Source organism: Oryzobacter telluris, assembly GCF_043099285.1.
In the GTDB taxonomy this organism is placed as follows: domain Bacteria; phylum Actinomycetota; class Actinomycetes; order Actinomycetales; family Dermatophilaceae; genus Oryzobacter; species Oryzobacter telluris.
Genome location: NZ_CP170723.1, coordinates 2,638,595 through 2,659,879 on the forward strand (window position 1 = coordinate 2,638,595; position 21,285 = coordinate 2,659,879).

The following is a 21,285-nucleotide window of genomic DNA, read 5'->3' on the forward strand; positions in this document are numbered from 1 at the left end:
ACCCCGGACGCAGCGAGGCCCCGGACGAGGGAAGCTCGTCCGGGGCCTCGCCCGGAGGCGCCGCTCGCGTCAGGAGCGGCCTGGGTCGTCGTCGGCGACCGTGCGCAGGAAGTTCTCGAAGTCCTCGCCGAGCTCCTCGGCGGAGGGGATCTGGGAGGCCTCGGTGGCGAGCAGGCTGGGGCGCTGCTGGCCCTCGACGAACGCGTCGTACTGCTGCTCGAGGGCGCTGACGACCTGGCTGGCCTCGTCGTTGGTGTCGACCTCGGCGGCGATGGCCTGCTGGTTCATCCGGGCGCGGGTGACGAGGTCGTCGTTGGGGAGGTTGAGCCCCGTGACGTCGACGACGGCGTTGAGCGCGGCGAGCGCCCCCTCGGCGAACTCGGAGCCCGCGAGGTAGTGCGGCACGTGGATGGCGAACCCGACGGCCTGCTGCCCGGCCTCACCGAGGCGCAGCTCGAGGAGCGCACCGATGGACCCGGGCACCTGCACCCGGCCGAACGGCGAGGCGGTGTCGCCGATGAGCGCGGCGTCGGTGGCGTGCGCCGTCATCCCCACGGGGCGGGTGTGCGGGACGGCCATCGGGATGCCGTGCGTGTGGACGACCAGGGTGATGCCGAGGCGCCCGATGAGCTCGCGGATCGCCTCGATGACGCGCTCCCACTGGTAGTCCGGCTCGGGACCGGTGAGGAGGTAGTACGTCTGGCCGTCGCGGTCGGTGAGGCGGTGCAGCAGCATCGCCGGGTCCTCGTACTCGACCCAGCGGTTGGTGTCGAAGACCATCGCCGGGCGGCGGCCGCGGTAGTCGAGGAGCTGGTCGACGTCGAAGGACGCGACGACCTCGGGGTCGCCGGTCTCGAGGAGGTGGCCGCTCAGCACCTGCTGGATGTGGCCGGCGTCGATGAAGGCGCCGAGGGCCACGACGAGCACGCCGGGGCGCGGCACGCCGAGCTCGGCGTCGGTCTCGAAGCGGTAGAGCGCGGTGGGGTTCTGCACGGCATGAGCCTTTCACGGGGAGGACCTCGTGCCGGGACAACGCCCGGGCGCCCCACGGGGATTCCCGGTTCCGGGGGTCGCTACCGCTCGATGTCGGCGATGGCCTTGCGGACCCGCTTCTCGCTGACCGGCCCGGCCGTCCCGAGGGTCTGGGCGAACAGGCTGACCCGCAGCTCCTCGACCATCCACCCGATGTCGGTGACGTCGGCGGCGGCGCGGCGCACGGCCGGCAGGGACTCGAGCAGGTCGGCGTACGCGGCCTCCACGCCGTCGACCTGCTCCTGGAGCAGGGCCTCGCGCGGGTTGGTGGCCGCGCGCTCGAGGCGGTGCTCCATCGCGCGCAGGTAGCGCTGGACGTCGCGCAGCCGGGCCACACCGGTGGCCGCGACGAACCCGGGCCGCACGAGGCTGTCGAGCTGGGCGCGGACGTCGGCGCGGGTGGCGGCGGTGCGGTCGGCCGCCGCTCCGCGAGCCAGGGAGTCGAGGGCGCGGCGCACCGCCGCGGCGCGCGCGAGCACCGGCTCCACGGCCTCGACGACGACGAGGACGCGGGTGGCCGCGTGGGTGCGCACGGCCGCGAGCGCCGACTCGAAGGCCTCGGGGGTGCGCACCTCGCCGGGCACGTGCTCGGCCACGAGGTCGTCGACGGCGGCGTCGAGGCAGTCCTGGAGCAGCGCGGGGACCGAGCCGTGCGGGTTGTCGGCGAGGGCGAGCTTCTGGGCGTTGGAGAGCCGGGCGAGCACCCGCTTCCACGGGGCGGAGGTGTTGAGCAGGAGCAGCCGCCGCACGCCGCGCAGGTGGGCGGCTCGGGCGGCCCCGGCGTCGGGGAGGACGCGCAGCCCGACCGAGGCGCCTTCATCCACGAGGGCCGGGAAGCCGAGCACCGTCTGTCCGCCGCTGCGCCCCTCGAAGGTCTCGGGCACCGCGCCGACGCTCCACACCGTGAGGCCTGCGCGCTCGATGGACGCGGCCGCGTGCGCCACGCCCTCGCGCACGGCACCCCCGGCCCGCTCGCGCAGCGCCTCGAGGTCCTTGCCCTGGGCCACGACCCGGCGCTTCGGCCCCTCGACGCTGAACGTGATGCGCAGGTGGTCGGGGACGCGCGCGACGTCCCACTCCCCCGGGGGGATGCGGATCCCGGTGCGCTCGAACAGGACCCGGCCCAGCTCCTCGACGAGCGTGCCGCGCCCCGGGTCGGCCTGCGCCAGCGCGGCCATCGCGTGGTCGGGCGTCGGGACGAAGTGCCGACGGGTGGCCTTGGGCAGCGACTTGAGGAGGGCCACGGCGAGGTCGTCGCGCAGCCCGGGCACCTGCCAGTCGAACCCGTCGGAGCGCAGCCGGTTGAGGACGGTGACGGGCACGTGAACGGTCACGCCGTCGGCCGCCGTCCCGGGCGAGAACTGGTAGGTGACGTCGAGCTCGAGGTCGCCCTGGCGCCAGGTGCGGGGGTAGTCGGTGGCCGAGACCTCCTCGCCTGCGGCGGAGGTGAGGAGCTCCTCGGTGAGGGTGAGCAGGTCGGGCCGGCGGCGCCGCTCGCCACGCCACCACCGGTCGAAGTGCCGCTCGGTGGCGACGTCGGGCGGGATCCGGCTGTCGTAGAACTCGAAGACGACCTCGTCGTCGACGACGATGTCGCGCCGCCGGGCCCGCTCCTCCAGCTCCTCGACTCGCTGCAGGGTGCGCTGGTTGGCCTTCCAGAAGTCGTGGACCGGGTCCCAGTCGCCCTCGACTAACGCGGAGCGGATGAAGATGTCGCGGGCCGCCTCGGCGTCGATCCCGGCGTACTGGACGGTGCGGTCCGTGATTAGCGGGACGCCGAAGAGCGTGACCCGCTCGGTGGCCACGGCGGCGCCGGCCTTCCTGCTCCAGCGCGGCTCGCTCACCGTGCGGGTGACGACGTGCGCCCCCACCTCCTCGGCCCACTCGGGCTCGATGCGGGCGTTGACCCGCGCCCAGAGCCGGGTCGTCTCGACGAGCTCGGCCGACATGACGAAGTCCGGCTGCTTGCGGAACAGCGCACTCCCGGGGCTGATGCCGAAGCGGGCGCCGCGCGCCCCGGCGTACTCGCGCTTCACCTCGTCGCGGACCCCGACGTGGGAGAGCAGCCCGGCGAGGACGGCCTTGTGGACGGTGTCCCAGTCGGGGTCGGCGTCGCGGCCAGCGGTGGCGAGGTCGGCGTCGATGCGCACCGAGCGGCAGGCCTGGCGGAGCTGGGAGTGGAGGTCCTGCCACTCGCGGATCCGCAGGTAGTGCAGGTACTCGGCCTTGCAGGTGCGCCGGAACGCGCTGTGCGACAACGCCTTCTGCTGGTCCTTGAGGTAGTGCCACAGGGTGTGGAGCGAGGCGAAGTCCGAGGTCGGGTCCTTGAAGCGTGCGTGCGACTGGTCGGCCTGGGCCTCCTTGTCGGCGGGGCGCTCCCTCGGGTCCTGGATCGACAGCGCCGCCACGATGACGAGCACCTCGCGGGTGCAGCCGAGCTTCCCGGCCTCCACGACCATCCGGGCCAGCCGGGGGTCGAGCGGGAGCCGGGCGAGGGTGCGGCCGACGGCGGTGAGGCGGCGCCCTCGTCCTCGATGACGTCCCCCGCCCTTGTCCTCGGTGGAGAACGCCCCGAGCTCCTCGAGCAGCCGGATGCCGTCCGCGACCTGGCGGGCGTCGGGGGCGTCGACGAAAGGGAAGCGGGCGATGTCGCCCAGGCCGAGCGCCGTCATCTGGAGGATGACCGCGGCGAGCGAGGTGCGCTGGATCTCGGGCTCGGTGAACTCGGGACGCGCCTCGTGGTCCTCCTCCGAGTACAGCCGGATGCAGACGCCCGCGGCCACGCGGCCGCACCGACCGGCGCGCTGCGAGGCGCTGGCCCGGCTCACCGGCTCGATCGGCAGGCGCTGGACCTTGGTGCGCTGGCTGTAGCGGGAGATGCGCGCCGTACCGGTGTCGACGACGTAGCCGATGCCGGGGACGGTGAGGGAGGTCTCGGCGACGTTGGTCGCGAGGATGATGCGCCGCCCCCCACCGCGGTGGAAGACCCGGTGCTGCTCGGCCGCCGACAGCCGGGCGTACAGCGGCAGCACGTCGGTGTTCGGCAGCTTGAGGGCGGTGAGCGCGTCGGCGGCGTCGCGGATCTCCCGCTCGCCGGAGAAGAACACGAGGATGTCGGTGGCGTCGGCGCTGGGCGGCGCCTCGGTCCACAGCTCCTCGACGGCCTCGACGACGCCGGTCACCTGGTCGCGCTCGGCGACGACGTGCCGGCCGTCGGGGTCGAGCTCCAGCAGCGGGCGGTAGCGGACCTCCACCGGGTAGGTGCGTCCGGACACCTCGATGATCGGGACCTCGCGGACGACCTCGCCGCGCTCGTCGGTGCCGAAGTGGCGGGCGAAGCGCTCGGGGTCGATGGTCGCCGAGGTGACGATCACCTTGAGGTCGGGGCGCCGCGGCAGCAGCTGCTTGAGGTAGCCGAGGATGAAGTCGATGTTGAGCGACCGCTCGTGCGCCTCGTCGATGATGATCGTGTCGTAGCGGCGCAGGTCGCGGTCGCGCTGCATCTCGTTGAGCAGGATGCCGTCGGTCATCACCTTCACGCGGGTGGCGTCGCTGCTGTGGTCGGTGAAGCGGACCTGGTAGCCGATGATCTCGCCGAGCTCGACCTCCATCTCCTCGGCGATGCGCTCGGCCACCGAGCGCGCGGCGATCCGCCGGGGCTGGGTGTGCCCGACCTGGCCGGTGGCGCCGCCGCGGCCGAGCTCGAGGCACATCTTCGGCAGCTGGGTCGTCTTGCCCGAGCCGGTCTCGCCCGCCACGACGACGACCTGGTGGTCGCGGATGGCGGCCATGATGTCGTCGTGCCGCTCGACGACCGGGAGGTGCTCGGGGTACCGCAGCCGGGCAGGGTCGACGGCGTCGACGAGCGGGGCGGGCATGCGCCACAGGATAGGTCGGCCACCCCCGCGGCCCCGACCGCGTTTCACCCGCCCCGGTCAACGGCCCCCGGCGGCGCGGTCGTCGCGCTGGTGCTCGACGGCCCTGGTGCCCGCCGTGCCGGCCACCTCGAGGGTCACGCCGGTCGCGTACATCTTCTGGGCGGAGGCACCGTTGGCCGAGGCGAGCCGCCAGTCGTCGAGGACGCGGCGTCGCACCTGGTCGGCGGCGGCCTCCCGCGCCCGCTCGGCCGCCGCCCGGGCCGCCGCGGAGGCCCGCTCGGCCACGGTCGCCCCGTCCGGGAGGCGAGGGCTGCGGGTGGCCGGGCCCCCGATGAGCGCGCTGGGCGTGCCGCGTGCGGGGACACCTGCGAACGCCGACCGGAGGGCGTCGCGACGGGCCCTGACGGTCTCGACCGCACCCTGCGCCACCCGCTGCTGCCGGGTGAGCACCTGCGTGGTCCGGGCGCCGGTGGCGGTCGCCTCGGCCCCGACCACCGACCCGTACCGCAGCACGCGCCCCACCCCGGCCGTGGCCCACAGGGCCGCGTCGGTGGCGAGCGCCCCCGCCGACCCCTCGCCGTAGGCCGCGTACAGGGCGGCGTCCGACACGGAGGCCGCGGCGTCACCGACGAGGGCCACGGGCAACAGCTCGGGTGCCACCGGGGCAAGGGCCCCGAGGGAGGCGAGCCCTCGCCCGGTGCCGCTGACCGTGGCCACCGCGCGGTAGACCACCGAGTCGCCGAGGTCGTCGAAGGTCAGGGCCCGCAGCGACGCGGCGGCCCGGGCGTCGACCTCCCGGAACCGCCCGACCGCCGCCGCGTGCCGCCCCCGCGCCCTGACCTGAACCTCCACCTGCTCACGCTGGAGGTGGCGCAGCACGAGGACGGCAGGGTCGTCCTCGGTGGACCCCGACGCCACGAGCCCCACCACCCGGTCCTCCAGCGCCGCGTACGCGACCGTGGCAGCGTCGTCGTCATGGACCGCGGCCCCGATGACGGGCTGCACCTCCTCGAGCACCGTCGCCAGCGCCAGCAGGGGTGGCACCGCCCCGACGAACCGCTCGGCGACGGCGGTGAGCACCGGTGGCACGTCACCGACTCGCGCGCCGAAGGCCTCGCCGGCACTGCCCTCCCACACGGCGCCGTCGCGCAGCCGCGCCAGCGTGGCGGCGATCGCCCCCAGCCGCTCGCCCGTGGCCCGCAGCGACCCGGCCAGGTGGCGCACGGCCCCGGGGTCGCCCGGCAGCGGCCGCAGCGGTGGGCTCACCAGGAGCCACCCCCGAGCGACCGGCGCACCCCTGCCTCGGTGTCGAGGTAGAGCCCGCCCGCGCCCACGGCCGACTCCCCCAGCGCGGTGAGCGACTCGGCCAAGGCCAGCCGCACCCGGCGCCAGCCCCCGAGCAGGTCCTCGACCGCCGGGCCCGTGTCCCCCGGGCCCAGCGCCCACCGCTCGGCGCCGGGGTCGCCGAGCAGGCCGAGGTCGGCACCGGTCTCGGCGAGCGCCACCCCGAGCTCGGCGACCGCCGCGGCATCCACCCGGATCGTCGTCATGGACGCCACGCTAGGTCGCCGCGCCGAACCGTCCGCCGAGTTGTCCACAGGCCCCGGAACCCGCAGGTCACCGTCCCGTCACCCACCGGCCACGGGGTGTTCCCGCGAGGAACCTTGCGGCGGACCGGTGGCGCACCCGGCTAGATTGTCGCCGCAACGGGCGCGCGAGGGTGCGGGCCCCTCCGACGAGGACTGCCACCTGATGACCGACGCCGCGCACAGCACGACGACGACCGAGGACCGCTCGGACTACTGGAACGCCTACTACGCGGAGCGCTCCACGACCCGTCGCCCCCTCCCGTCGCAGTTCGCGACGTTCGTCGCCGGCGAGCTCGAGGGCCCGCACCGCGTCATCGAGCTGGGCTGCGGCAACGGTCGCGACTCCATCTTCTTCGCGGGCAACGGCCACGACGTCACCGGCGTCGACGCCTCGGACGCCGCGGTCGCGAGCTGCACCGCCCTGGCGGCCGCCCTCGGCGAGCCGGCCACCTTCCTCCAGTCGAGCATCGACGACCCCGCCCTGCCCCAGCGCCTCGCCGGCTCCCCCGGGCCGCACCTCGTCTACGCCCGCTTCTTCGTCCACGCCATCACCGACGCCGAGGAGAAGACCTTCCTCGACCTCGCGGCCGCCCTCACCTCCCCCGGCGACGCCCTCGCCGTGGAGTACCGCACCGTGCGTGACCAGGTCGGAGCCAAGGAGACGGGCGCGCACTTCCGCCGCTACGTCCTCCCGGCGACCTTCCAGGCGCGGGCGCTCGAGCGGGGCTTCGAGGTCACGTACGCGGTCGAGGGCTTCGGCTTCGCCAAGTGGCGCCACGACGACGCCTACGTCGCGCGCACGCTCTTCCGCCGCACGTGAGCCTGCCCCGATGACGACGCCCGTCACCTCCGCCGCCGAGCGCCTCGCGCCGCTGCGCGGCCTCGTCGACACCGTCCTGCGGGACTTCCCCGACCTGGCCTGGGTCGGGCCGAGCGGCGTGCTCGAGGTGCCGGTCACGGTCGGGCGCGTGTCGGTGCTGCGCCTCGAGCTGACCGACCAGTTCCTGCACCTGCAGTCCATCGGGCTCGAGACCGCCGACGGCAGCGACGCCTCGGCGGGCGCCACGGTGACCGCGTCGTCCTGGTACGGCTCCTACCGCGAGACGTTCACCCCCGGCGCGCTGTTCGACTGGGACCGCCCCGGAGGCACCCGGGTACACACCGAGAAGGACGCGAACGGCTGGGTCGAGGTCCGCTTCGCGAAGCCGGTGGCGCTGACCACGGTGCGCCTGCGCAACGTCGCGAACGAGACCGCGGCGCGAGCGTCGACCCTGCGCGTCACGGCCCGCACCCGCTTCCGTTCCCACGTCCTGTTCGACGGGCAGGCCCGCCACCGCCAGCTGCGTCGGACCGCGGCAGGGCTCCCCCTCGGCGGTGCCGATACCGACCTCGTCGCCCTGCGCGACGCCGTGGTCGACTGCGCCCGCGGGGCGTACCCGAAGGCCCTCAAGCGCCTTGACGGCGTCGACCCCGAGCTGGTCAAGGCCTTCCGCGCCCTCGTCAACGAGGAGCTGCTCCCTCCCCGCGAGCTGCTCTGGACCATCCACGGCGCGCACCGATCGTTCCGGTTCTGGTCGGACGAGGAGAAGGTCACGTACGTGCGCTTCGCCTCGGAGGTCGTCGAGGCGCTGCGCGAGCTGACGCCCCACGTCTGCCTCGGCTTCGGCTCGGTGCTGTCCGTCGTTCGCGACAAGGCCCTCATCCCCCACGACGACGACCTCGACCTCATCATCGGGTTCGAGCCGCACGAGGCCGCGACCCTCGCCGACGGGCTCGAGACGGTGTCGGCCTTCCTGCGCGAGAGGGGTTTCGACGTGCGCGGTACGTGGTCGGCGCACCGCCAGGTCGGCCGCACCGCGCGCAGCAAGCACGTCGACGTCTTCGTCGGGCTCTTCGAGGGCGACGCCATCTCCTGGTACCCGGGCACCCGGGGCGGCCTGGACCGCTCGACGATGTACCCCACCGCGGTGGCCGAGCTGCTCGGCGTCGAGTGCCGCGTCCCCGCGCGGGCCGAGGTCTACCTCGAGCGCCTCTACGGCCCGGGCTGGGTCTCCCCGGACCCGAACTTCGCGCACCGGTGGGACCGGTCGTCGTACGCCGACCTCGCCGCCTCGGCGACGCCTGCCGGCGCCCCGACCGCCGGCACCTGACCGCCGCAGCACCACCTCGACCGACGACGACGGCCGGCTCCCCTCCTCGGGAAGCCGGCCGTCGTCATCCGTGGTGGCGCAGCCGATCTCAGACGGGGGATCCCGCGAGGTCGGCCGGCTGCTCGGCCCCGAGGTCGCCCTCGGACGACCCGCCGCCACCGGCCGCGGCGAACCCCGCGTCGAGGTCGGCGATGATGTCGGTGATCGACTCGATGCCGACCGCGAGCCGGACCAGGCCCGGCGTCACGCCCGCGGCGAGGCGGTCGTCATCGCCACCCTGGCTGTGGGTGGTCGAGGCCGGGTGGATGGCGAGCGAGCGCACGTCGCCGATGTTCGCGACGTGGCTGTGCAGCGACAGCCCCTCGACGAAGCGCTGGCCCGCCTCGAGCCCGCCCGCGATCTCGAACGCGAGGACCGCCCCGGCGCCCTTGGGCGTGTACTTGTCGGCGAGCTCCTTGCCCGGCTGGCCGTCGAGCGAGGCCCAGCGCACGGCCTCCACCTGCGGGTGCTCCTGCAGGTAGGACGCCACGTGGTGCGCGTTCTCGACGTGGCGCTCGACCCGCAGGCTCAGCGTCTCCAGGCCCTGGCCGATGAGGAAGGCGTTGAACGGCGAGATGGCCGAGCCGAGGTCGCGCAGCAGCTGCACCCGCGCCTTGAGGATGTAGGCGAGGTTGGCCCCGAGGATGCCGCCGACACCGAGGTCCCGGGCGAACACCAGCCCGTGGTAGCTCTCCTCGGGCGTGTTGTAGTTGGGGAACTTCTCCGGGTCCTTGCCGTAGTCGAAGGTCCCGCCGTCGACGATGACGCCGGCGATGGACGTGCCGTGGCCGCCGAGGTACTTCGTCGCCGAGTGGATGACCACGTCGGCGCCCCACTCCAGCGGCCGCAGCAGGTACGGGGTGGCGATGGTGTTGTCGACGACGAGCGGGACGCCCACCTCGTGCGCGACCGCGGCCACGCCCTCGATGTCGAGCAGCTCGGCCTTGGGGTTGGCGATCGTCTCGCCGAAGAAGGCCTTGGTGTTCGGGCGGACCGCGGCGCGCCAGGCGTCGAGGTTCGTGTGGTCCTCGACGAACGAGACCTCGATCCCCAGCTTCTTGAAGGTGTACTTCAGCAGGTTCACCGTGCCGCCGTAGAGCGCGGCGCTGGAGACGATGTGGTCACCGGCCTCCGCGATGTTGAGCAGGCCCAAGGTGGTGGCGGCCTGTCCGGACGACACGAGCAGGGCCGCCGCGCCACCCTCGAGCGCGGCGATCCGCTGCTCGACGGCATCCTGCGTCGGGTTCATGATCCGCGTGTAGATGTTGCCGAACTCCTTGAGCGCGAACAGGTTCGCCGCGTGCGTCGTGTCGTTGAAGACGTACGACGTCGTCTGGTAGATCGGCAGGGCGCGGGCGCCCGTGGCGCTGTCGGGGACCTGCCCCGCGTGCACCTGCTTGGTCTCGAAGCCCCACTGCGAGGGGTCGCTCATCGTCATCACTCCCAGCTGTTGGTGTGCCGGGCAGCCACCCGGCACACGACGGTCGGTCGGTGCGGAACAACCGGGGTCGGACGTCCCGCGCTTGCGAGCGACGGCGTCGCTCGCCAGGTCCTCACCCGGGGCACCCCACCGCGGGAGGAGGGTTGCCGGCCAGCGAGCCGGGGCTTGGCGCTGGCACTCATGACCTGCACCGATCGTACGACTGCCCCTCGCGGGGGTCACGGGCCCTCGGATGCCGTCTCACGCTGCGGTCGGGCAGTGCGACAGGATGGGGGCATGACCTTCCACGCTGACGAGTACAAGGCCGCCCCCGGGCGGTACCGCGCCGGGATGCCCTACCGCCGGGTCGGGCGCTCCGGCCTCGACCTGCCCGCGGTGTCGCTGGGCCTGTGGCACAACTTCGGCGACGACGTCCCCCTCGAGCGGCAGCAGGCGACCCTGCGCCGGGCCTTCGACCGCGGTGTGACCCACTTCGACCTCGCCAACAACTACGGCCCGCCCTACGGCGCCGCCGAGCGCAACTTCGGCACGATCTTCGCCCGCGACTTCCGCCCCTACCGCGACGAGCTCATCATCTCCTCGAAGGCCGGCTACGACATGTGGCCCGGCCCGTACGGGCAGGGCGGCGGCTCGCGCAAGTACGTCATCGCCTCCGCCGAGCAGTCGCTGAAGCGGATGGGCCTCGACTACGTCGACATCTTCTACTCGCACCGGTTCGACGAGAGCACGCCGCTCGAGGAGACGATGGGCGCGCTCGACTCCCTCGTCCGCTCGGGCAAGGCGCTCTACGCCGGCATCTCGTCGTACTCGGGCGAGCGCACCCGCGAGGCCGTCGCCATCCTGCGCGACCTCGGCACGCCGCTGCTCATCCACCAGCCGTCGTACTCGATGCTCAACCGCTGGATCGAGGAGGACCTGCTCGACGCCCTCGGCGACACCGGTACCGGCTGCATCGCCTTCTCGCCGCTCGCGCAGGGGATGCTCACCAACAAGTACCTCAAGGGCGTCCCCGCCGACTCCCGTGCGGCACAGGGGAAGTCGCTCGACCCGAACCTCCTGACGCCCGAGTCGCTCAAGCACGTCCGCGCCCTCGACCGGATGGCGAAGGCGCGCGGCCAGTCGCTCGCGCAGATGGCGCTGGCCTGGGCGCTTCGCGACTCCCGGGTCACCTCGGTCCTCATCGGCGCGAGCTCGGTCGCGCAGCTCGACGACAGCCTCGACGCGGTGAAGAACCTGACGTTCTCCACAGAGGAGCTGGCCAAGATCGACAAGCACGCGGTGGAAGCCGGCATCAACCTGTGGAAGACCTCGAGCGACAAGTGAGTTGCACACCCACATGAGCGACACCGACTACGTCCCGAGCCCCACCACCTGGGTGCGCCAGCAGGTCGAGGCCATCGAGGCCGCCGGCGACACCAGCGCCGTCCACGTGCAGAACCGCCCGGTCGTCATGCTGACGATGCGCGGCGCGAAGACGGGGGCGGTCCGCAAGGTGCCCCTGATGCGCGTCGAGCACGAGGGCGTCTACGCCGCCGTCGCGAGCAAGGGCGGCGCCCCCACCCATCCGCAGTGGTACGCCAACCTCCTCGCCGACCCCGCGATCACGCTGCAGGACGGCACCCGGTCGTGGGCCGCCGTCGCGCGCGAGATCAGCGGCACCGAGCGCGAGGAGTGGTGGGAGCGCTGCGTGGCCGCGTTCCCGCCCTACGCCGAGTACCAGGTGAAGACCGACCGGCTCATCCCGGTGCTGCTGCTCGAGCCCGCCGGGTCCTGACCCGGTTCGTCGACCGGGTCGTCCGCCGTGAGGCGTCAGGCGGCCCGGTCGACGCGGCGGAACCACAGCAGGCCGAGCACGGGCAGGACGAGCGGCACGAAGCCGTAGCCCTGGCCGAAGTGCGACCACACCGTCTTGTCCGGGAACGCCCCTGACGCCAGGTAGGAGGCCGTGCCGACGGTGAGGACGCCGACGAGCTCGATCGTGCAGGCGGCGATGCCCACCCGCACCCAGCGCCCGCCGCGGGCGAGGCACCACGTGGCCAGGACGTAGACCACGGCGGCGACGGCGGAGAGCACGTAGGCGAGCGGGGCCTTGTCGAAGTAGCTGAGGATCTGCAGCACCGAGCGACCCGTGGCCGCCAGGGCCAACACGCCGTAGGCGACGACGAGCACGACGCCGGGGCCGCCGAGGGCGCGGCGCGTGTCGTCGGGGTGGGGCGCGGTGTCAGGCATGGGTGGTCCAGATCTGGAGACAGCGGGCCGTCATCACGGCGACCGCGAACGCGCCGACCGCGAGCGAGCCCATGGCCCACCGGGTCTTCTCCTTGAGGGTGAGCAGACCGGTGCCCACCGGGATGAGCGGGAGCGAGATGAGGTAGGCCGCGAACGTCGCCTGCTCGGTGGAGTCGTCGATGCTCCCGAGGTCGAGGAGCCCGACGACCAGCTGGATGACGAGTCCCACCTCGATGAGCGCGATGAGGGCGAGCAGCCGGTCGTCGATGAGGCGGTCGAGCCAGGCGTAGACGCCGGCGACCACGAGCAGGACGGTCGCCAGAGCCACGACGGTCCACGTCACTGCCTCGATCACGCGCCCACCCTAACCGGATCGGCGCGGGCGCTCGGTGGCGCCCACCGGGGGGTGCCAGACTCTCGACATGACCAGTGCGCAGCTCGGAGACGTCACCATCGAGTACGAGGTCGACGGACCCGATGACGGCGAGGCGATGCTCCTCCTCATGGGGCTCGGCACGCAGCTCGTCGCGTGGCCGGAGGACTTCGTGGCGGGGCTCGTCGACCGCGGCTTCCGCGTCATCCGGATGGACAACCGCGACATCGGGCTGTCCTCGAAGACGGAGGGGCCGGTGCCGCCGCGGTCCGCCCTGTTCCGCGGGTTCGCCCACCGCCGGTACGCCCGGTCGGACTACGTCATCGCCGACATGGCGGGTGACGCCGTCGCCCTGCTCGACCACCTGGGCGTGGAACGCGTGCACGTCGTCGGGGTGTCGATGGGCGGGATGATCGCCCAGCAGCTGACCATCGACCACCCCGAGCGGGTGCTCAGCCTGTGCTCGATCATGTCGAACACCGGGAACCGCCGGTACGGGGCGGTGTCGCCGAAGCTGCTGCCGACGATGGCGATGGGCATGTCCGCGCCGCGGCCGGAGGACCCCGAGGAGGCCGCCCGGCTCGGGCTCGAGGGGTTCCGGCTCATCGCCGGGCCGCACTTCGACGCCGACGAGGTCGGCGCAGCGGTGCGCCACGCGGTGTCGCGCAACGTCAACCCGCTGGGCACGATCCGTCAGCTGCTCGCCATCCAGGCCAGCCCCGACCGCACGCCCGGCCTGCGGTCCGTGACGGTGCCGACGCTCGTCATCCACGGGCTGCTCGACCGGCTCATCCTCCCCAGCGGCGGGGTCGCCACGGCGCGGGCGGTGCCCGGCTCGAAGCTCGTGATGTTCCCCGACATGGCCCACGACCTGCCGGGTCCGCGGCGGGCGGAGATGGTCGAGGAGATCACGCGGAACGCCGCGCGGGCCCGTCGGTCGTCAGCGAGCGCTCGGGGCTGAGCCGGACACGGACGAGGCACCGGCCTCGACGGTGGTCCCCGAGGTCGTGGGGCTCGGGGCGAGGAGCAGGTACCCCTGGGCAGCCAGGATGACGACGATCGCCGCCATCTTGCCCGCGGGCAGGGTGGCCCCGAAGTGGACCCGGTCGACGACGACGATGCCGACCTGGAGCAGGACGATCCAGCCCATGGTCACCACCGCGAGCTCGGCGTACTGCAGCGAGGACGCGTAGACCCAGAACAGGACGAGGAAGGACACGGCGCCCAGGACGAGGGCGAGCGTGTTCTTCTCCTCGGCCCACTGCTTGGCCGCGAAGGCGCCGACGAGGTCCAGGCCCGCGAGCGCGGCCATCGCGAGGGTCGCGACGACGGGCAGGGGCCAGGACTCGGGCAGCCGGATCAGCGGCAGCGAGTCGAGCACGGCCATGGTGGGTCCTCCCGGGCGGGCCACGGGTCGTGGCCTCATGGCGGGGAAGAGGACGGGGGCGGCGTCCCTGACACACGCGGGGCGCGTCATCGCTGCCGGTGGACGGCCGGATGTCGGTGCGCTCAGCCGTGCTCCTGAGCCGCCCGGCTGCCCCGGCAATCGCGGCCAGCCGGGCGTTGGTCAGGTGGTCGTCGTCGCGCCGGTCAGCCGTGCCAGACGTCGCCGACGCGCTCGGCGATCCGCTGGCCGTGGAGCCGGGCGGTCTCGAACGTGCCGCCGCCGCGGCTGGTGTCGAAGGGGTTGGCGCCCATCGCCCAGAGGTCTCTGGGGTCGGGGAGCACGAGGAAGGTCTTTGCCCGCGGCCGCAGGCGAGCCAGCTGCAGGGGCGGGGTGTCCCTGGGGCGGGAGCCGATCGGGTACGGCGCGAGCGCGACGACGCGCCGGTGCCCGGCCGCGAGGTCGATGTTGCCGATGCTCCGCAGGCCGCCGTCGACGTACCGTCGGCCGCCGACCTCGACGGCCGGGAAGACACCGGGGACGGCACAGCTGGCGGCGACCGCGCGCTCGAGGGGGACGCCGCTGGTGTTGTCGAAGACCACCGAGGTTCCGGTGCGGGCCTCGACGGCCGTGATGAGCAGGCGGCCCTGCGGCCAGTCCTTGCCGGTGAGGCCGAGGCCGATGGTCTCCAGCCAGGCGTCCTCGGTGAGGGTTCGGGCGCGCAGGGCGGCGGTCCCGACCAGGGCGCGTCCGCGTCGCGGGTCGAGGTTGAGCTGGGCGCGCAGGTAGCGCGTCGCGTCGCCCGGGCCGAGGCGGCCGTACCCGGCGAGCGGGGCGCCCTCGCGGATGCGGGCGAAGGCGTTGCCCTCGTCGGTGCCGATGCGCAGGTGGGCGGCGACCATCGAGCCGGCGCTCGTGCCGATCATCGTGTCGGCCTCACGGACGTCGACGCCGCCGTCGCGCAGGCCCACGACGATGCCGGCCTCCCAGGCGATCCCGGTCGCTCCCCCACCCGCGAGGACGAAGGCGCGCTCGGTGCCCTGGGTCGGGGCGTGCCACGGGGTGAAGCCGTCGTCGTGGGTGTCGGCGTGCTCCACCGGACGGGTCGCGTCGGCCTCTGCGGGCGACCCTGCGGTGAGGGCGGCCGCGCGGTCGTCACCCGAACTGCCCAGCGCGTCGCGGGTGCGGAGGTCGTGCTCACTCATCCATCCATTGTCCCCGTGGCCGCGAGGGCCGATCGACCACACGACGCGTGAGCGTCCTCACGCGGGCGATTGCCCCCCGACGTTCAGCGAAAGGAGGCCCGGGCGGCTGAGCGCAGGGGTCGGACGGCGTCGACGGGCAGGCTGACGAGGTCGTCCACCACCCTCACCTGGCAGCGGACCGCGCCCACCAGCTCGAGCTCGCCGATGAGGTGCTGCCACGAGCCGGGCGCGACGATCTCGACGCTGTCGCCCACGCGCAAAGGCGGCCTCGCGGCCTGCTTCTGCTCCAGGACCCGCAGCGCGGCGAGCTGGGACGCGTACGACGGGGGCAGCGATGCCGGACGGCCGCGGAACGTCCAGGTGAACAGGTGTCGGGGGTCGAAGCGACGCGAGCACTCCCCGCAGGACATCAGCCGGCTCGGCGCGCGGTGGCGGGTCTTCTCGTGACCGGCGGTGCACCGCCCGACCCAGTCGCCCGGGACGCGGGGCGAGTCCGTGGAGACGCAGCGCTCCCCCGAGCACCCGATCTGCTGGGCCTTCGCCCGCCACACGGCATCGTGGCCGTGCTGCGGCCCGACGAGGGCGTGGGCGATCTCGTGCAGGATCGTGTCGAGGACCTCGGACTCGTCGTGCAGGGCGGTGATGGGCGCGCTGATCCCGATCTGGCGCTTGGCGAAACGGCACACCCCGGCCCGGGTCTTGGCGCGGTCGGCGACGATGGTCCAGTCGTCGAGCCCGTGCTCACGCAGGAGGCGCCGACCCGTGGCGAGTGCTCGAGTCATCTCCATGGTCTGCCTCCTCTCCCGTTGCCGGTCTCGCTGTGTTCGGTGCTGAATCGAAATCTAGGCGGGACCACCGACAACGCCCCGACACTGCGCGTCGAGCCGATTGCCGTGTCGCGACCGGCCCTGAGCCCGCTCCCCCCGTTCGAGGTATTCCGCCGGCATCCCGCACCGCCCGAATACCTCGAACCAGCCAAACTTGCTGACGTCAGGGGGTGTAGAGCCGGGCCTTGGCCTCGCGGACGGTCAGGACCACCGGCGCTCCTTGCAGGTCGACCTGGCCCGGGATGTCGAACCACTGGCTCCCGCCCACCCGGAACTGTCCCGTGTAGGTGATGTCGGCGCGCACCTGGTACTCCCCCGGCCGCGAGTACGTGGCCCGGACGTCGCCGCTCGGGTGCGGACCACCCAGCGACGTCGTCGGCCCGATCGTCGTCTCGCCCAGGTGGTAGGTCACCGACTTGAGCACTGGGCGCACCTCGATCCGGTACCCGAGCAACCGAGCCGGGTCAGGGGTGTCGACCTCGTCCGGCCCGAAGCCCTGCGTCGGGAACTTCACCTCGAAGTACGTCGGGAGGTGCACGAGCGTGACGTCACCCTCCGGCTGGATGTTCACCGTCGGCACCGAGAAGTCGGTCTCGTGGAAGGCGTCACGAATCATTGCCATGGTGAGGCCCGCGTTCCCAGGAATCGAGTCTGGGAGGCAGGTATAGCCCCGATAGACCCATTCGCCGGAGGGCCCTGGAACTGGTGCGCCCTGCCGATCTACCTCTCGCGAGAAGATGGCCACGGCCGGTCCGTCACCGGAAGCGCCACTCGCGCACAGGATCATCGACCGTTCGCAAAGGTTGTCTGAGTTGGGCCGATCGGGATGTCCGCCACAGACTGACGCGTCGCGGTAGTCGTACCACGGGCCTTTAGACGCACCCCGCCAGTAGGCGGCAGCGAGATCCGCCATCTCGCGACTATCGACGAGGTCGAGGACCGCGCCCGTGTCGGACAGGCTGTCAGTCACTGAGCCGGTGTGCCCGGGTTCATGGTGAGCTGGCGGCGTGCTTGCGAGCGCTGTGGGAGCCAGCCACCCCAACGCCACGGAGATGGTCAGGCCTGCGGCGAAAGCCCGAAGCGTGGTCTTCACCCCGCCGTCTCCGCACCTACAAAGGACCACCGGTCAGTAGCCCACCTGATTGCGACATTCATCCGCAGCGGCTTCTTCGGGTCTGTCGCCAGCACTTTGCCCGAGGCGTCCACGATGCTCGCGCGGTTCTGAGTCCCCTCGACGAAGAAATACAACTGACCTTCCGGAGCCGTGAGCCCCTCAACCCGCGCAAGCGACAAGGGGTCCTGGTCGTAACGCTGCTTCTCCTTCACGAGGAACGCAGCAGTCTCTTCTGTGTTGACGCAGAACTCACACTTGGGTTCGCCGAGCTCGGCGATGACCCCGGCCTTCGGCTGGGTCCACGCGACGTTGACCTGATCGAAGAAGTAGCGGACGAAGGCTTCTCCACCCTTCTTCGTGTTCTCGCGCGCCGCTGCGGGGACGTCACCGCCGGTCGGGGACGCAGAGGGGGTTGGCGAGGGGCTCGGGGAGGGGCTGGGCGACGTCACGGACGGCGACGGCGTGGCCGGCGGCGCGTCCTCCGACTGGCAGCCGCCGAGGACGAGCGCCGCACCGGCCACCATCGCGGCGAGCACGAACCCACCTCGCACCGGCGGCCCCGACCCCGTTCGTCGCGTCATCGCACCTGCGTCCCTTCCCGGCCGCCCCTCGTCGGCCCCGCAGGACAACGCTAGCCAAACCCCCCGACTTCGCCAGTCGAGTTATCCACAGATCTCGGCCGGGGACCCGCCACAGAAGGGGGCCCAGCACGTCAGGGATCAGCGCGTGCCGGCGACGATCTCGTCGGCGTGGTCGACGACCCACCCGAACAGGGGCAGCAGCAGCGCCACCAGCTCAGAACCACGAGGCGTGAGGCTGTAGTCGACCCGCGGCGGGATGACCGCCTGCGCGTCGCGGTGGACGAACGCGTCGGCCTCAAGGGTCCGCAGCGTCTGGGCCAGCATCTTCTCGCTGATGCCCTCGGCCCGACGGCGCAGCTCGCTCCACCGCTGCGGTCCGTCGGCCAGCGCCACGAGAACCAGCACGCCCCACTTGCTCGTCACGTGGTCGAGGACGACCCTGCTCGGGCACGCCGCCGCGAACACCTCACCCGGCGACCGCTCGCTGAGCGAACGCACGGCATCGAGCACACCGACACCACTGACCTCGTCACTTACCTGCACGTGCGTACCTTACCGGAAAGTGCGTACCCACCGAGGGAAGGGTTTCCGCCACCGCGAGGTTGGGCCGGTCACGAAGCCACCCGCGGCGATCAGCACCCCACCCCGCGGACCACCCCCCGAAAGGACCCACCGCCATGACCATCGTCGTCACCGGAGCCACCGGCCAGCTCGGCCACCTCGTCATCGAGGCCCTCCTGCGCCGCGGCGCCGCGCCCCAGGACGTCGTCGCCACCGGTCGCGACGAGGCGAAGCTCGCCCCGCTCGCCGCCCTCGGCGTCCGCACCGCCGTCGCCGACTACGCCGACCCGGCCAGCCTGAGGACCGCCCTCGAGGGCGCCACCAAGGTCCTGCTCATCTCCGGCAGCGAGGTCGGCCAGCGGGTCGCCCAGCACGGCAACGTCATCGACGCGGCCAAGGACGCCGGCGTCGAGCTCATCGCCTACACGAGCATCCCCAAGGCCGACACCAACGCGATGCTCCTCGCCGGGGAGCACCGCGCCACCGAGGAGCTCATCACCGCCTCCGGCCTCCCCCACACCTTCCTGCGCAACAGCTGGTACCTCGAGAACTACCTCCCCCAGATCCCGACCTACCTCGAGCACGGCGTCGTCGGCGCCGCGGGCGAGGGCCGGATCAGCGGCGCCACCCGGGCCGACTTCGCGGACGCCGCCGCCGCGGCCCTCCTCGCCGACGACTCCGCGGGCCGGGTCCACGAGCTCGGCGGTGAGTCCTTCACCCTCGGCGAGCTCGCGGCCGCCGTCTCCGAGGCCTCCGGCCGCGACGTCACCTACACCGAGGTCCCCGGCGACCAGCTCGTCGAGATCCTCGCCGGTGCCGGCCTGCCCCGCCCCTTCGCCGAGGTCCTCGCCGACGCCGACGCCGGCATCGCCCGTGGCGAGCTCGAGGTGACGACCGGTGACCTCGAGCGCCTCATCGGCCGCCGCCCCACCTCGTACCGCGAGGCCGTGGCCGAGGCCGTCAGCGCCCTCGCCCCCTCCGCCTCCTGAGGCACCGGCCGGGTCGCCCCACGCTCTCGGGCGTGCGGCGACCCGGCCGACGCACTCCCCAAGACGCCCCCCGCTCCGAGAGGATGACACCATGACCTCGCTCCCCACCCTCGCCGTCACCGGGTCCACCGGCGCCCTCGGCGGGCTCGTCGCCGCCGACCTCGCGGCCCGCGGCATCGAGCAGCGCCTCGTCGTTCGCTCCCCGGAGCGAGCCCCGGCCCTCGCCGGGTCGTCCGTCGTCGCCGCCACGTACGGCGACCGCGAAGCCCTCCTCCGTGCCCTCGACGGTGTCGAGACCCTCTTCCTGGTCTCGGCGTCGGAGTCGGCCGACCGGATGGGCGAGCACCGCACCGTCGTCGCGGCAGCCGCCGAGGCCGGGGTCGGTCACGTCGTCTACACCTCGTTCCTCGGCGCCGCCCCCGACTGCACGTTCACCCTCGGCCGCGACCACTGGGCCACCGAGCAGCTCGTCCGCGAGGCCGCCCTCCCCTTCACCTTCCTGCGCGACAGCCTCTACCTCGACTTCCTCCCGATGATGGCCGGCGAGGACGGCGTCATCCGTGGCCCCGCCGGCGACGGACGCCTGGCCGGGGTGGCCCGCGAGGACATTGCCCGCGTCGCCGTCGAGGCGCTGCTCGACCCCGCCGCCCATCGCGACGCCACCTACGACCTCACCGGACCCGAGGCCATCACCCTCACCGAGGCCGCCGCGACCATCAGCGAGATCACCGGCCGCGCCGTGCGGTTCCACGACGAGACCGTGGAGGAGGCGTACGCGTCACGGGCGCCCTACGACGCCCCCGCCTGGCAGCTCGACGCCTGGGTCTCGACCTACACCGCCATCCGTGCCGGTGAGCTGGAGCACGTCAGTGATGATGTCCGCCGCGTCACCGGCCGCGACCCGCTCTCGTTGCGAGACCTGTTGTCCCGCAGCTGATCAGTACGGGGCGATGGCGAGGACGCCGGTCACCACGCCGGTGACCGAGACGCAGAACACGCTCCAGAGGAACGCGACGGTGAGCATCATGCGTCGCCGCTCGCGGCGTCGACGCAGTCGCCGCTGACCGGCCCGCGAGTCACTCCCGACCGGCCGCTTGGCCCTCGCGGCCCGTCGGGCGGCCTCCGCCCGGTGAGCCCGTGTCCGTTGACGCGTCAGGTCGTGGCCGATCGTCGAGAGCAGCGACGAATCACCTGCGGCAGAGGCGAACTCGGCCCTGACGATGGACTGGAGTCCGGGAAGTTCTTCGGCGGCCACGGGCGACGGGCGAGACCCGAGCCAGGCCGCCAGCTCCTCGACGGGCACGACCCAGATGCCGCGCACCATCCGCGGCGCCCCGAACCGGGCGGCGCCGACTCCGGAGAGGCACACCACCGGCGTCACGGCCACGCGAAGCCGCGTCGCCATCTCGCGGGCGATGCGGTGCGTGCGGGCGACCTCGGCGTGGAGGGAGCGGCGCTCGACCTCGCCGTGGGGCGTCATCACGTGGCGCACGAGCGAACCCTGCCACTCGCGGACGGTCCCGTCCCAGGCGACGGAGTCGACGAGGACGACGCCCGCCGGCCCGACGAGGACGTGGTCGATGGCGGTCTCGGGGACCCCCGGGACGAGGAGCCGTCGATGGAGCGCCAGCCACGTGTCGGCCAGCTCGGCCAGGGCCGTCGCAACCCGCCCTTCGCCGTCCAGACCGGCCGACGCGTCGGTGGCGGCACCCTCCCCCGAGGTCTCCCGCTGCGTCACCGTGCTGCCTGCCGTCCCGTCGAAACCATCCATCGACATGTCCCCTTCGTGCTGTGACTGGATCCTGCTCCGGGAGGCGGCGTCTGCGCAGGTGAAAGGCCGTCGACTGGGCCGAACGGCCTACTCCACGAGTCGCGTGGCACCGCTTCCGCACG

At 73.0% G+C, this 21,285-nt stretch carries 21 protein-coding genes and 1 riboswitch; of the genes, 7 read left to right on the forward strand and 14 right to left on the reverse strand.

Annotated features, from left to right (window positions below):
* Positions 1–69 precede the first annotated feature (69 nt).
* From ACFLFB_RS12115 to ACFLFB_RS12130, 4 genes are all read right to left on the reverse strand, one after another.
* Complete coding sequence (locus ACFLFB_RS12115; protein ID WP_392542433.1) at positions 70–993, reverse strand: proteasome assembly chaperone family protein; 924 nt, start codon at positions 991–993, stop codon at positions 70–72.
* 80 nt (positions 994–1,073) lie between these two features.
* Positions 1,074–4,910 carry an ATP-dependent RNA helicase HrpA gene (gene hrpA / locus ACFLFB_RS12120; RefSeq protein ID WP_392542434.1) on the reverse strand — a complete coding sequence of 1,279 codons (3,837 nt, stop codon included), beginning with the start codon at positions 4,908–4,910 and terminating at the stop codon, positions 1,074–1,076.
* Positions 4,911–4,967: 57 nt separating this feature from the next.
* Positions 4,968–6,176, reverse strand: coding sequence for a hypothetical protein (locus ACFLFB_RS12125; protein ID WP_392542435.1), 1,209 nt, complete (start codon positions 6,174–6,176; stop codon positions 4,968–4,970).
* A complete protein-coding gene (locus tag ACFLFB_RS12130; protein WP_392542436.1) occupies positions 6,173–6,460 on the reverse strand; it encodes a hypothetical protein in 288 nt (95 codons plus the stop codon). The genes ACFLFB_RS12125 and ACFLFB_RS12130 overlap by 4 nt, the downstream gene beginning before the upstream one ends.
* Before the next feature lie 202 nt (positions 6,461–6,662).
* Here ACFLFB_RS12130 and ACFLFB_RS12135 point away from each other — a divergent pair, with 202 nt between their 5' ends.
* Together ACFLFB_RS12135 and ACFLFB_RS12140 are read left to right on the forward strand one after the other, a co-directional pair.
* Positions 6,663–7,319 (forward strand): class I SAM-dependent methyltransferase, encoded by a 657-nt coding sequence (locus tag ACFLFB_RS12135; protein WP_392542437.1) that lies wholly within the window; start codon positions 6,663–6,665, stop codon positions 7,317–7,319.
* Between the two features lie 10 nt (positions 7,320–7,329).
* Positions 7,330–8,649, forward strand: coding sequence for a hypothetical protein (locus tag ACFLFB_RS12140; protein ID WP_392542438.1), 1,320 nt, complete (start codon positions 7,330–7,332; stop codon positions 8,647–8,649).
* Between the two features lie 88 nt (positions 8,650–8,737).
* Here the strand turns inward: ACFLFB_RS12140 and ACFLFB_RS12145 are convergent, their stop codons facing one another.
* Positions 8,738–10,120: a bifunctional o-acetylhomoserine/o-acetylserine sulfhydrylase gene (locus ACFLFB_RS12145; RefSeq protein ID WP_392542439.1), complete on the reverse strand. Its 1,383-nt coding sequence runs from the start codon at positions 10,118–10,120 to the stop codon at positions 8,738–8,740.
* Between the two features lie 82 nt (positions 10,121–10,202).
* Positions 10,203–10,315: riboswitch (SAM riboswitch) on the reverse strand.
* A 90-nt stretch (positions 10,316–10,405) separates the two neighbouring features.
* Between ACFLFB_RS12145 and mgrA the strand changes: the two genes are divergently transcribed.
* Together mgrA and ACFLFB_RS12155 are read left to right on the forward strand one after the other, a co-directional pair.
* Complete coding sequence (mgrA, locus tag ACFLFB_RS12150; protein ID WP_392542440.1) at positions 10,406–11,452, forward strand: L-glyceraldehyde 3-phosphate reductase; 1,047 nt, start codon at positions 10,406–10,408, stop codon at positions 11,450–11,452.
* A 13-nt stretch (positions 11,453–11,465) separates the two neighbouring features.
* Positions 11,466–11,903: a nitroreductase family deazaflavin-dependent oxidoreductase gene (locus tag ACFLFB_RS12155; protein ID WP_392542441.1), complete on the forward strand. Its 438-nt coding sequence runs from the start codon at positions 11,466–11,468 to the stop codon at positions 11,901–11,903.
* Between the two features lie 35 nt (positions 11,904–11,938).
* Here ACFLFB_RS12155 and ACFLFB_RS12160 read toward each other — a convergent pair whose 3' ends face one another.
* Both ACFLFB_RS12160 and ACFLFB_RS12165 read right to left on the reverse strand, forming a co-directional pair.
* Positions 11,939–12,358 carry a hypothetical protein gene (locus tag ACFLFB_RS12160; RefSeq protein WP_392542442.1) on the reverse strand — a complete coding sequence of 140 codons (420 nt, stop codon included), beginning with the start codon at positions 12,356–12,358 and terminating at the stop codon, positions 11,939–11,941.
* Positions 12,351–12,713, reverse strand: coding sequence for a hypothetical protein (locus ACFLFB_RS12165; protein ID WP_392542443.1), 363 nt, complete (start codon positions 12,711–12,713; stop codon positions 12,351–12,353). The genes ACFLFB_RS12160 and ACFLFB_RS12165 overlap by 8 nt, the downstream gene beginning before the upstream one ends.
* Positions 12,714–12,780: 67 nt before the next feature.
* Between ACFLFB_RS12165 and ACFLFB_RS12170 the strand changes: the two genes are divergently transcribed.
* Positions 12,781–13,692, forward strand: coding sequence for an alpha/beta fold hydrolase (locus ACFLFB_RS12170; protein ID WP_392542444.1), 912 nt, complete (start codon positions 12,781–12,783; stop codon positions 13,690–13,692).
* Here the strand turns inward: ACFLFB_RS12170 and ACFLFB_RS12175 are convergent.
* The 6 genes from ACFLFB_RS12175 to ACFLFB_RS12200 all read right to left on the reverse strand — a co-directional run bounded on the left by ACFLFB_RS12175 (position 13,672) and on the right by ACFLFB_RS12200 (position 18,352).
* Positions 13,672–14,118: a hypothetical protein gene (locus tag ACFLFB_RS12175; RefSeq protein ID WP_392542445.1), complete on the reverse strand. Its 447-nt coding sequence runs from the start codon at positions 14,116–14,118 to the stop codon at positions 13,672–13,674. The two genes, ACFLFB_RS12170 and ACFLFB_RS12175, sit on opposite strands and share 21 nt — an antisense overlap.
* 203 nt (positions 14,119–14,321) lie before the next feature.
* Positions 14,322–15,320, reverse strand: coding sequence for a patatin-like phospholipase family protein (locus ACFLFB_RS12180; RefSeq protein ID WP_392542446.1), 999 nt, complete (start codon positions 15,318–15,320; stop codon positions 14,322–14,324).
* A gap of 83 nt (positions 15,321–15,403) precedes the next feature.
* A complete protein-coding gene (locus ACFLFB_RS12185; RefSeq protein ID WP_392542447.1) occupies positions 15,404–16,108 on the reverse strand; it encodes a SprT-like domain-containing protein in 705 nt (234 codons plus the stop codon).
* Between the two features lie 202 nt (positions 16,109–16,310).
* Positions 16,311–16,769 carry a hypothetical protein gene (locus ACFLFB_RS12190; protein WP_392542448.1) on the reverse strand — a complete coding sequence of 153 codons (459 nt, stop codon included), beginning with the start codon at positions 16,767–16,769 and terminating at the stop codon, positions 16,311–16,313.
* A gap of 467 nt (positions 16,770–17,236) precedes the next feature.
* The gene (locus tag ACFLFB_RS12195) at positions 17,237–17,797 is read right to left on the reverse strand and encodes a DUF6318 family protein (protein WP_392542449.1); all 561 of its coding nucleotides are present in this window, start codon (positions 17,795–17,797) and stop codon (positions 17,237–17,239) included.
* 183 nt (positions 17,798–17,980) lie between these two features.
* The gene (locus ACFLFB_RS12200; RefSeq protein WP_392545418.1) at positions 17,981–18,352 is read right to left on the reverse strand and encodes a winged helix-turn-helix transcriptional regulator; all 372 of its coding nucleotides are present in this window, start codon (positions 18,350–18,352) and stop codon (positions 17,981–17,983) included.
* Positions 18,353–18,519: 167 nt separating this feature from the next.
* Between ACFLFB_RS12200 and ACFLFB_RS12205 the strand changes: the two genes are divergently transcribed.
* On the forward strand, positions 18,520–19,392 hold the full coding sequence (locus ACFLFB_RS12205; RefSeq protein WP_392542450.1) for an SDR family oxidoreductase: 873 nt from the start codon (positions 18,520–18,522) through the stop codon (positions 19,390–19,392).
* A gap of 91 nt (positions 19,393–19,483) precedes the next feature.
* Entirely contained in the window at positions 19,484–20,329 is an 846-nt protein-coding gene (locus ACFLFB_RS12210; protein ID WP_392542451.1) for an SDR family oxidoreductase, read from the forward strand.
* On the opposite strand, the gene ACFLFB_RS12215 is transcribed toward ACFLFB_RS12210, so the two are convergent.
* Positions 20,330–21,163, reverse strand: coding sequence for a nuclease-related domain-containing protein (locus tag ACFLFB_RS12215; protein ID WP_392542452.1), 834 nt, complete (start codon positions 21,161–21,163; stop codon positions 20,330–20,332).
* Between the last annotated feature and the right edge of the window lie 122 nt (positions 21,164–21,285).

Bases quoted from the DNA above. Each gene is read 5' to 3' on its own strand.
- ACFLFB_RS12135 (WP_392542437.1), top strand. From the start codon at position 6,663: ATGACCGACGCCGCGCACAGCACGACGACGACCGAGGACCGCTCGGAC.
- ACFLFB_RS12215 (WP_392542452.1), bottom strand. From the start codon at position 21,163: ATGGATGGTTTCGACGGGACGGCAGGCAGCACGGTGACGCAGCGGGAG.
- hrpA (WP_392542434.1), bottom strand. From the start codon at position 4,910: ATGCCCGCCCCGCTCGTCGACGCCGTCGACCCTGCCCGGCTGCGGTAC.
- ACFLFB_RS12205 (WP_392542450.1), top strand. From the start codon at position 18,520: ATGACCATCGTCGTCACCGGAGCCACCGGCCAGCTCGGCCACCTCGTC.
- mgrA (WP_392542440.1), top strand. From the start codon at position 10,406: ATGACCTTCCACGCTGACGAGTACAAGGCCGCCCCCGGGCGGTACCGC.
- ACFLFB_RS12130 (WP_392542436.1), bottom strand. From the start codon at position 6,460: ATGACGACGATCCGGGTGGATGCCGCGGCGGTCGCCGAGCTCGGGGTG.
- ACFLFB_RS12155 (WP_392542441.1), top strand. From the start codon at position 11,466: ATGAGCGACACCGACTACGTCCCGAGCCCCACCACCTGGGTGCGCCAG.
- ACFLFB_RS12190 (WP_392542448.1), bottom strand. From the start codon at position 16,769: ATGGCAATGATTCGTGACGCCTTCCACGAGACCGACTTCTCGGTGCCG.
- ACFLFB_RS12175 (WP_392542445.1), bottom strand. From the start codon at position 14,118: ATGGCCGTGCTCGACTCGCTGCCGCTGATCCGGCTGCCCGAGTCCTGG.
- ACFLFB_RS12145 (WP_392542439.1), bottom strand. From the start codon at position 10,120: ATGAGCGACCCCTCGCAGTGGGGCTTCGAGACCAAGCAGGTGCACGCG.
- ACFLFB_RS12160 (WP_392542442.1), bottom strand. From the start codon at position 12,358: ATGCCTGACACCGCGCCCCACCCCGACGACACGCGCCGCGCCCTCGGC.
- ACFLFB_RS12180 (WP_392542446.1), bottom strand. From the start codon at position 15,320: ATGAGTGAGCACGACCTCCGCACCCGCGACGCGCTGGGCAGTTCGGGT.
- ACFLFB_RS12210 (WP_392542451.1), top strand. From the start codon at position 19,484: ATGACCTCGCTCCCCACCCTCGCCGTCACCGGGTCCACCGGCGCCCTC.
- ACFLFB_RS12140 (WP_392542438.1), top strand. From the start codon at position 7,330: ATGACGACGCCCGTCACCTCCGCCGCCGAGCGCCTCGCGCCGCTGCGC.
- ACFLFB_RS12185 (WP_392542447.1), bottom strand. From the start codon at position 16,108: ATGGAGATGACTCGAGCACTCGCCACGGGTCGGCGCCTCCTGCGTGAG.
- ACFLFB_RS12170 (WP_392542444.1), top strand. From the start codon at position 12,781: ATGACCAGTGCGCAGCTCGGAGACGTCACCATCGAGTACGAGGTCGAC.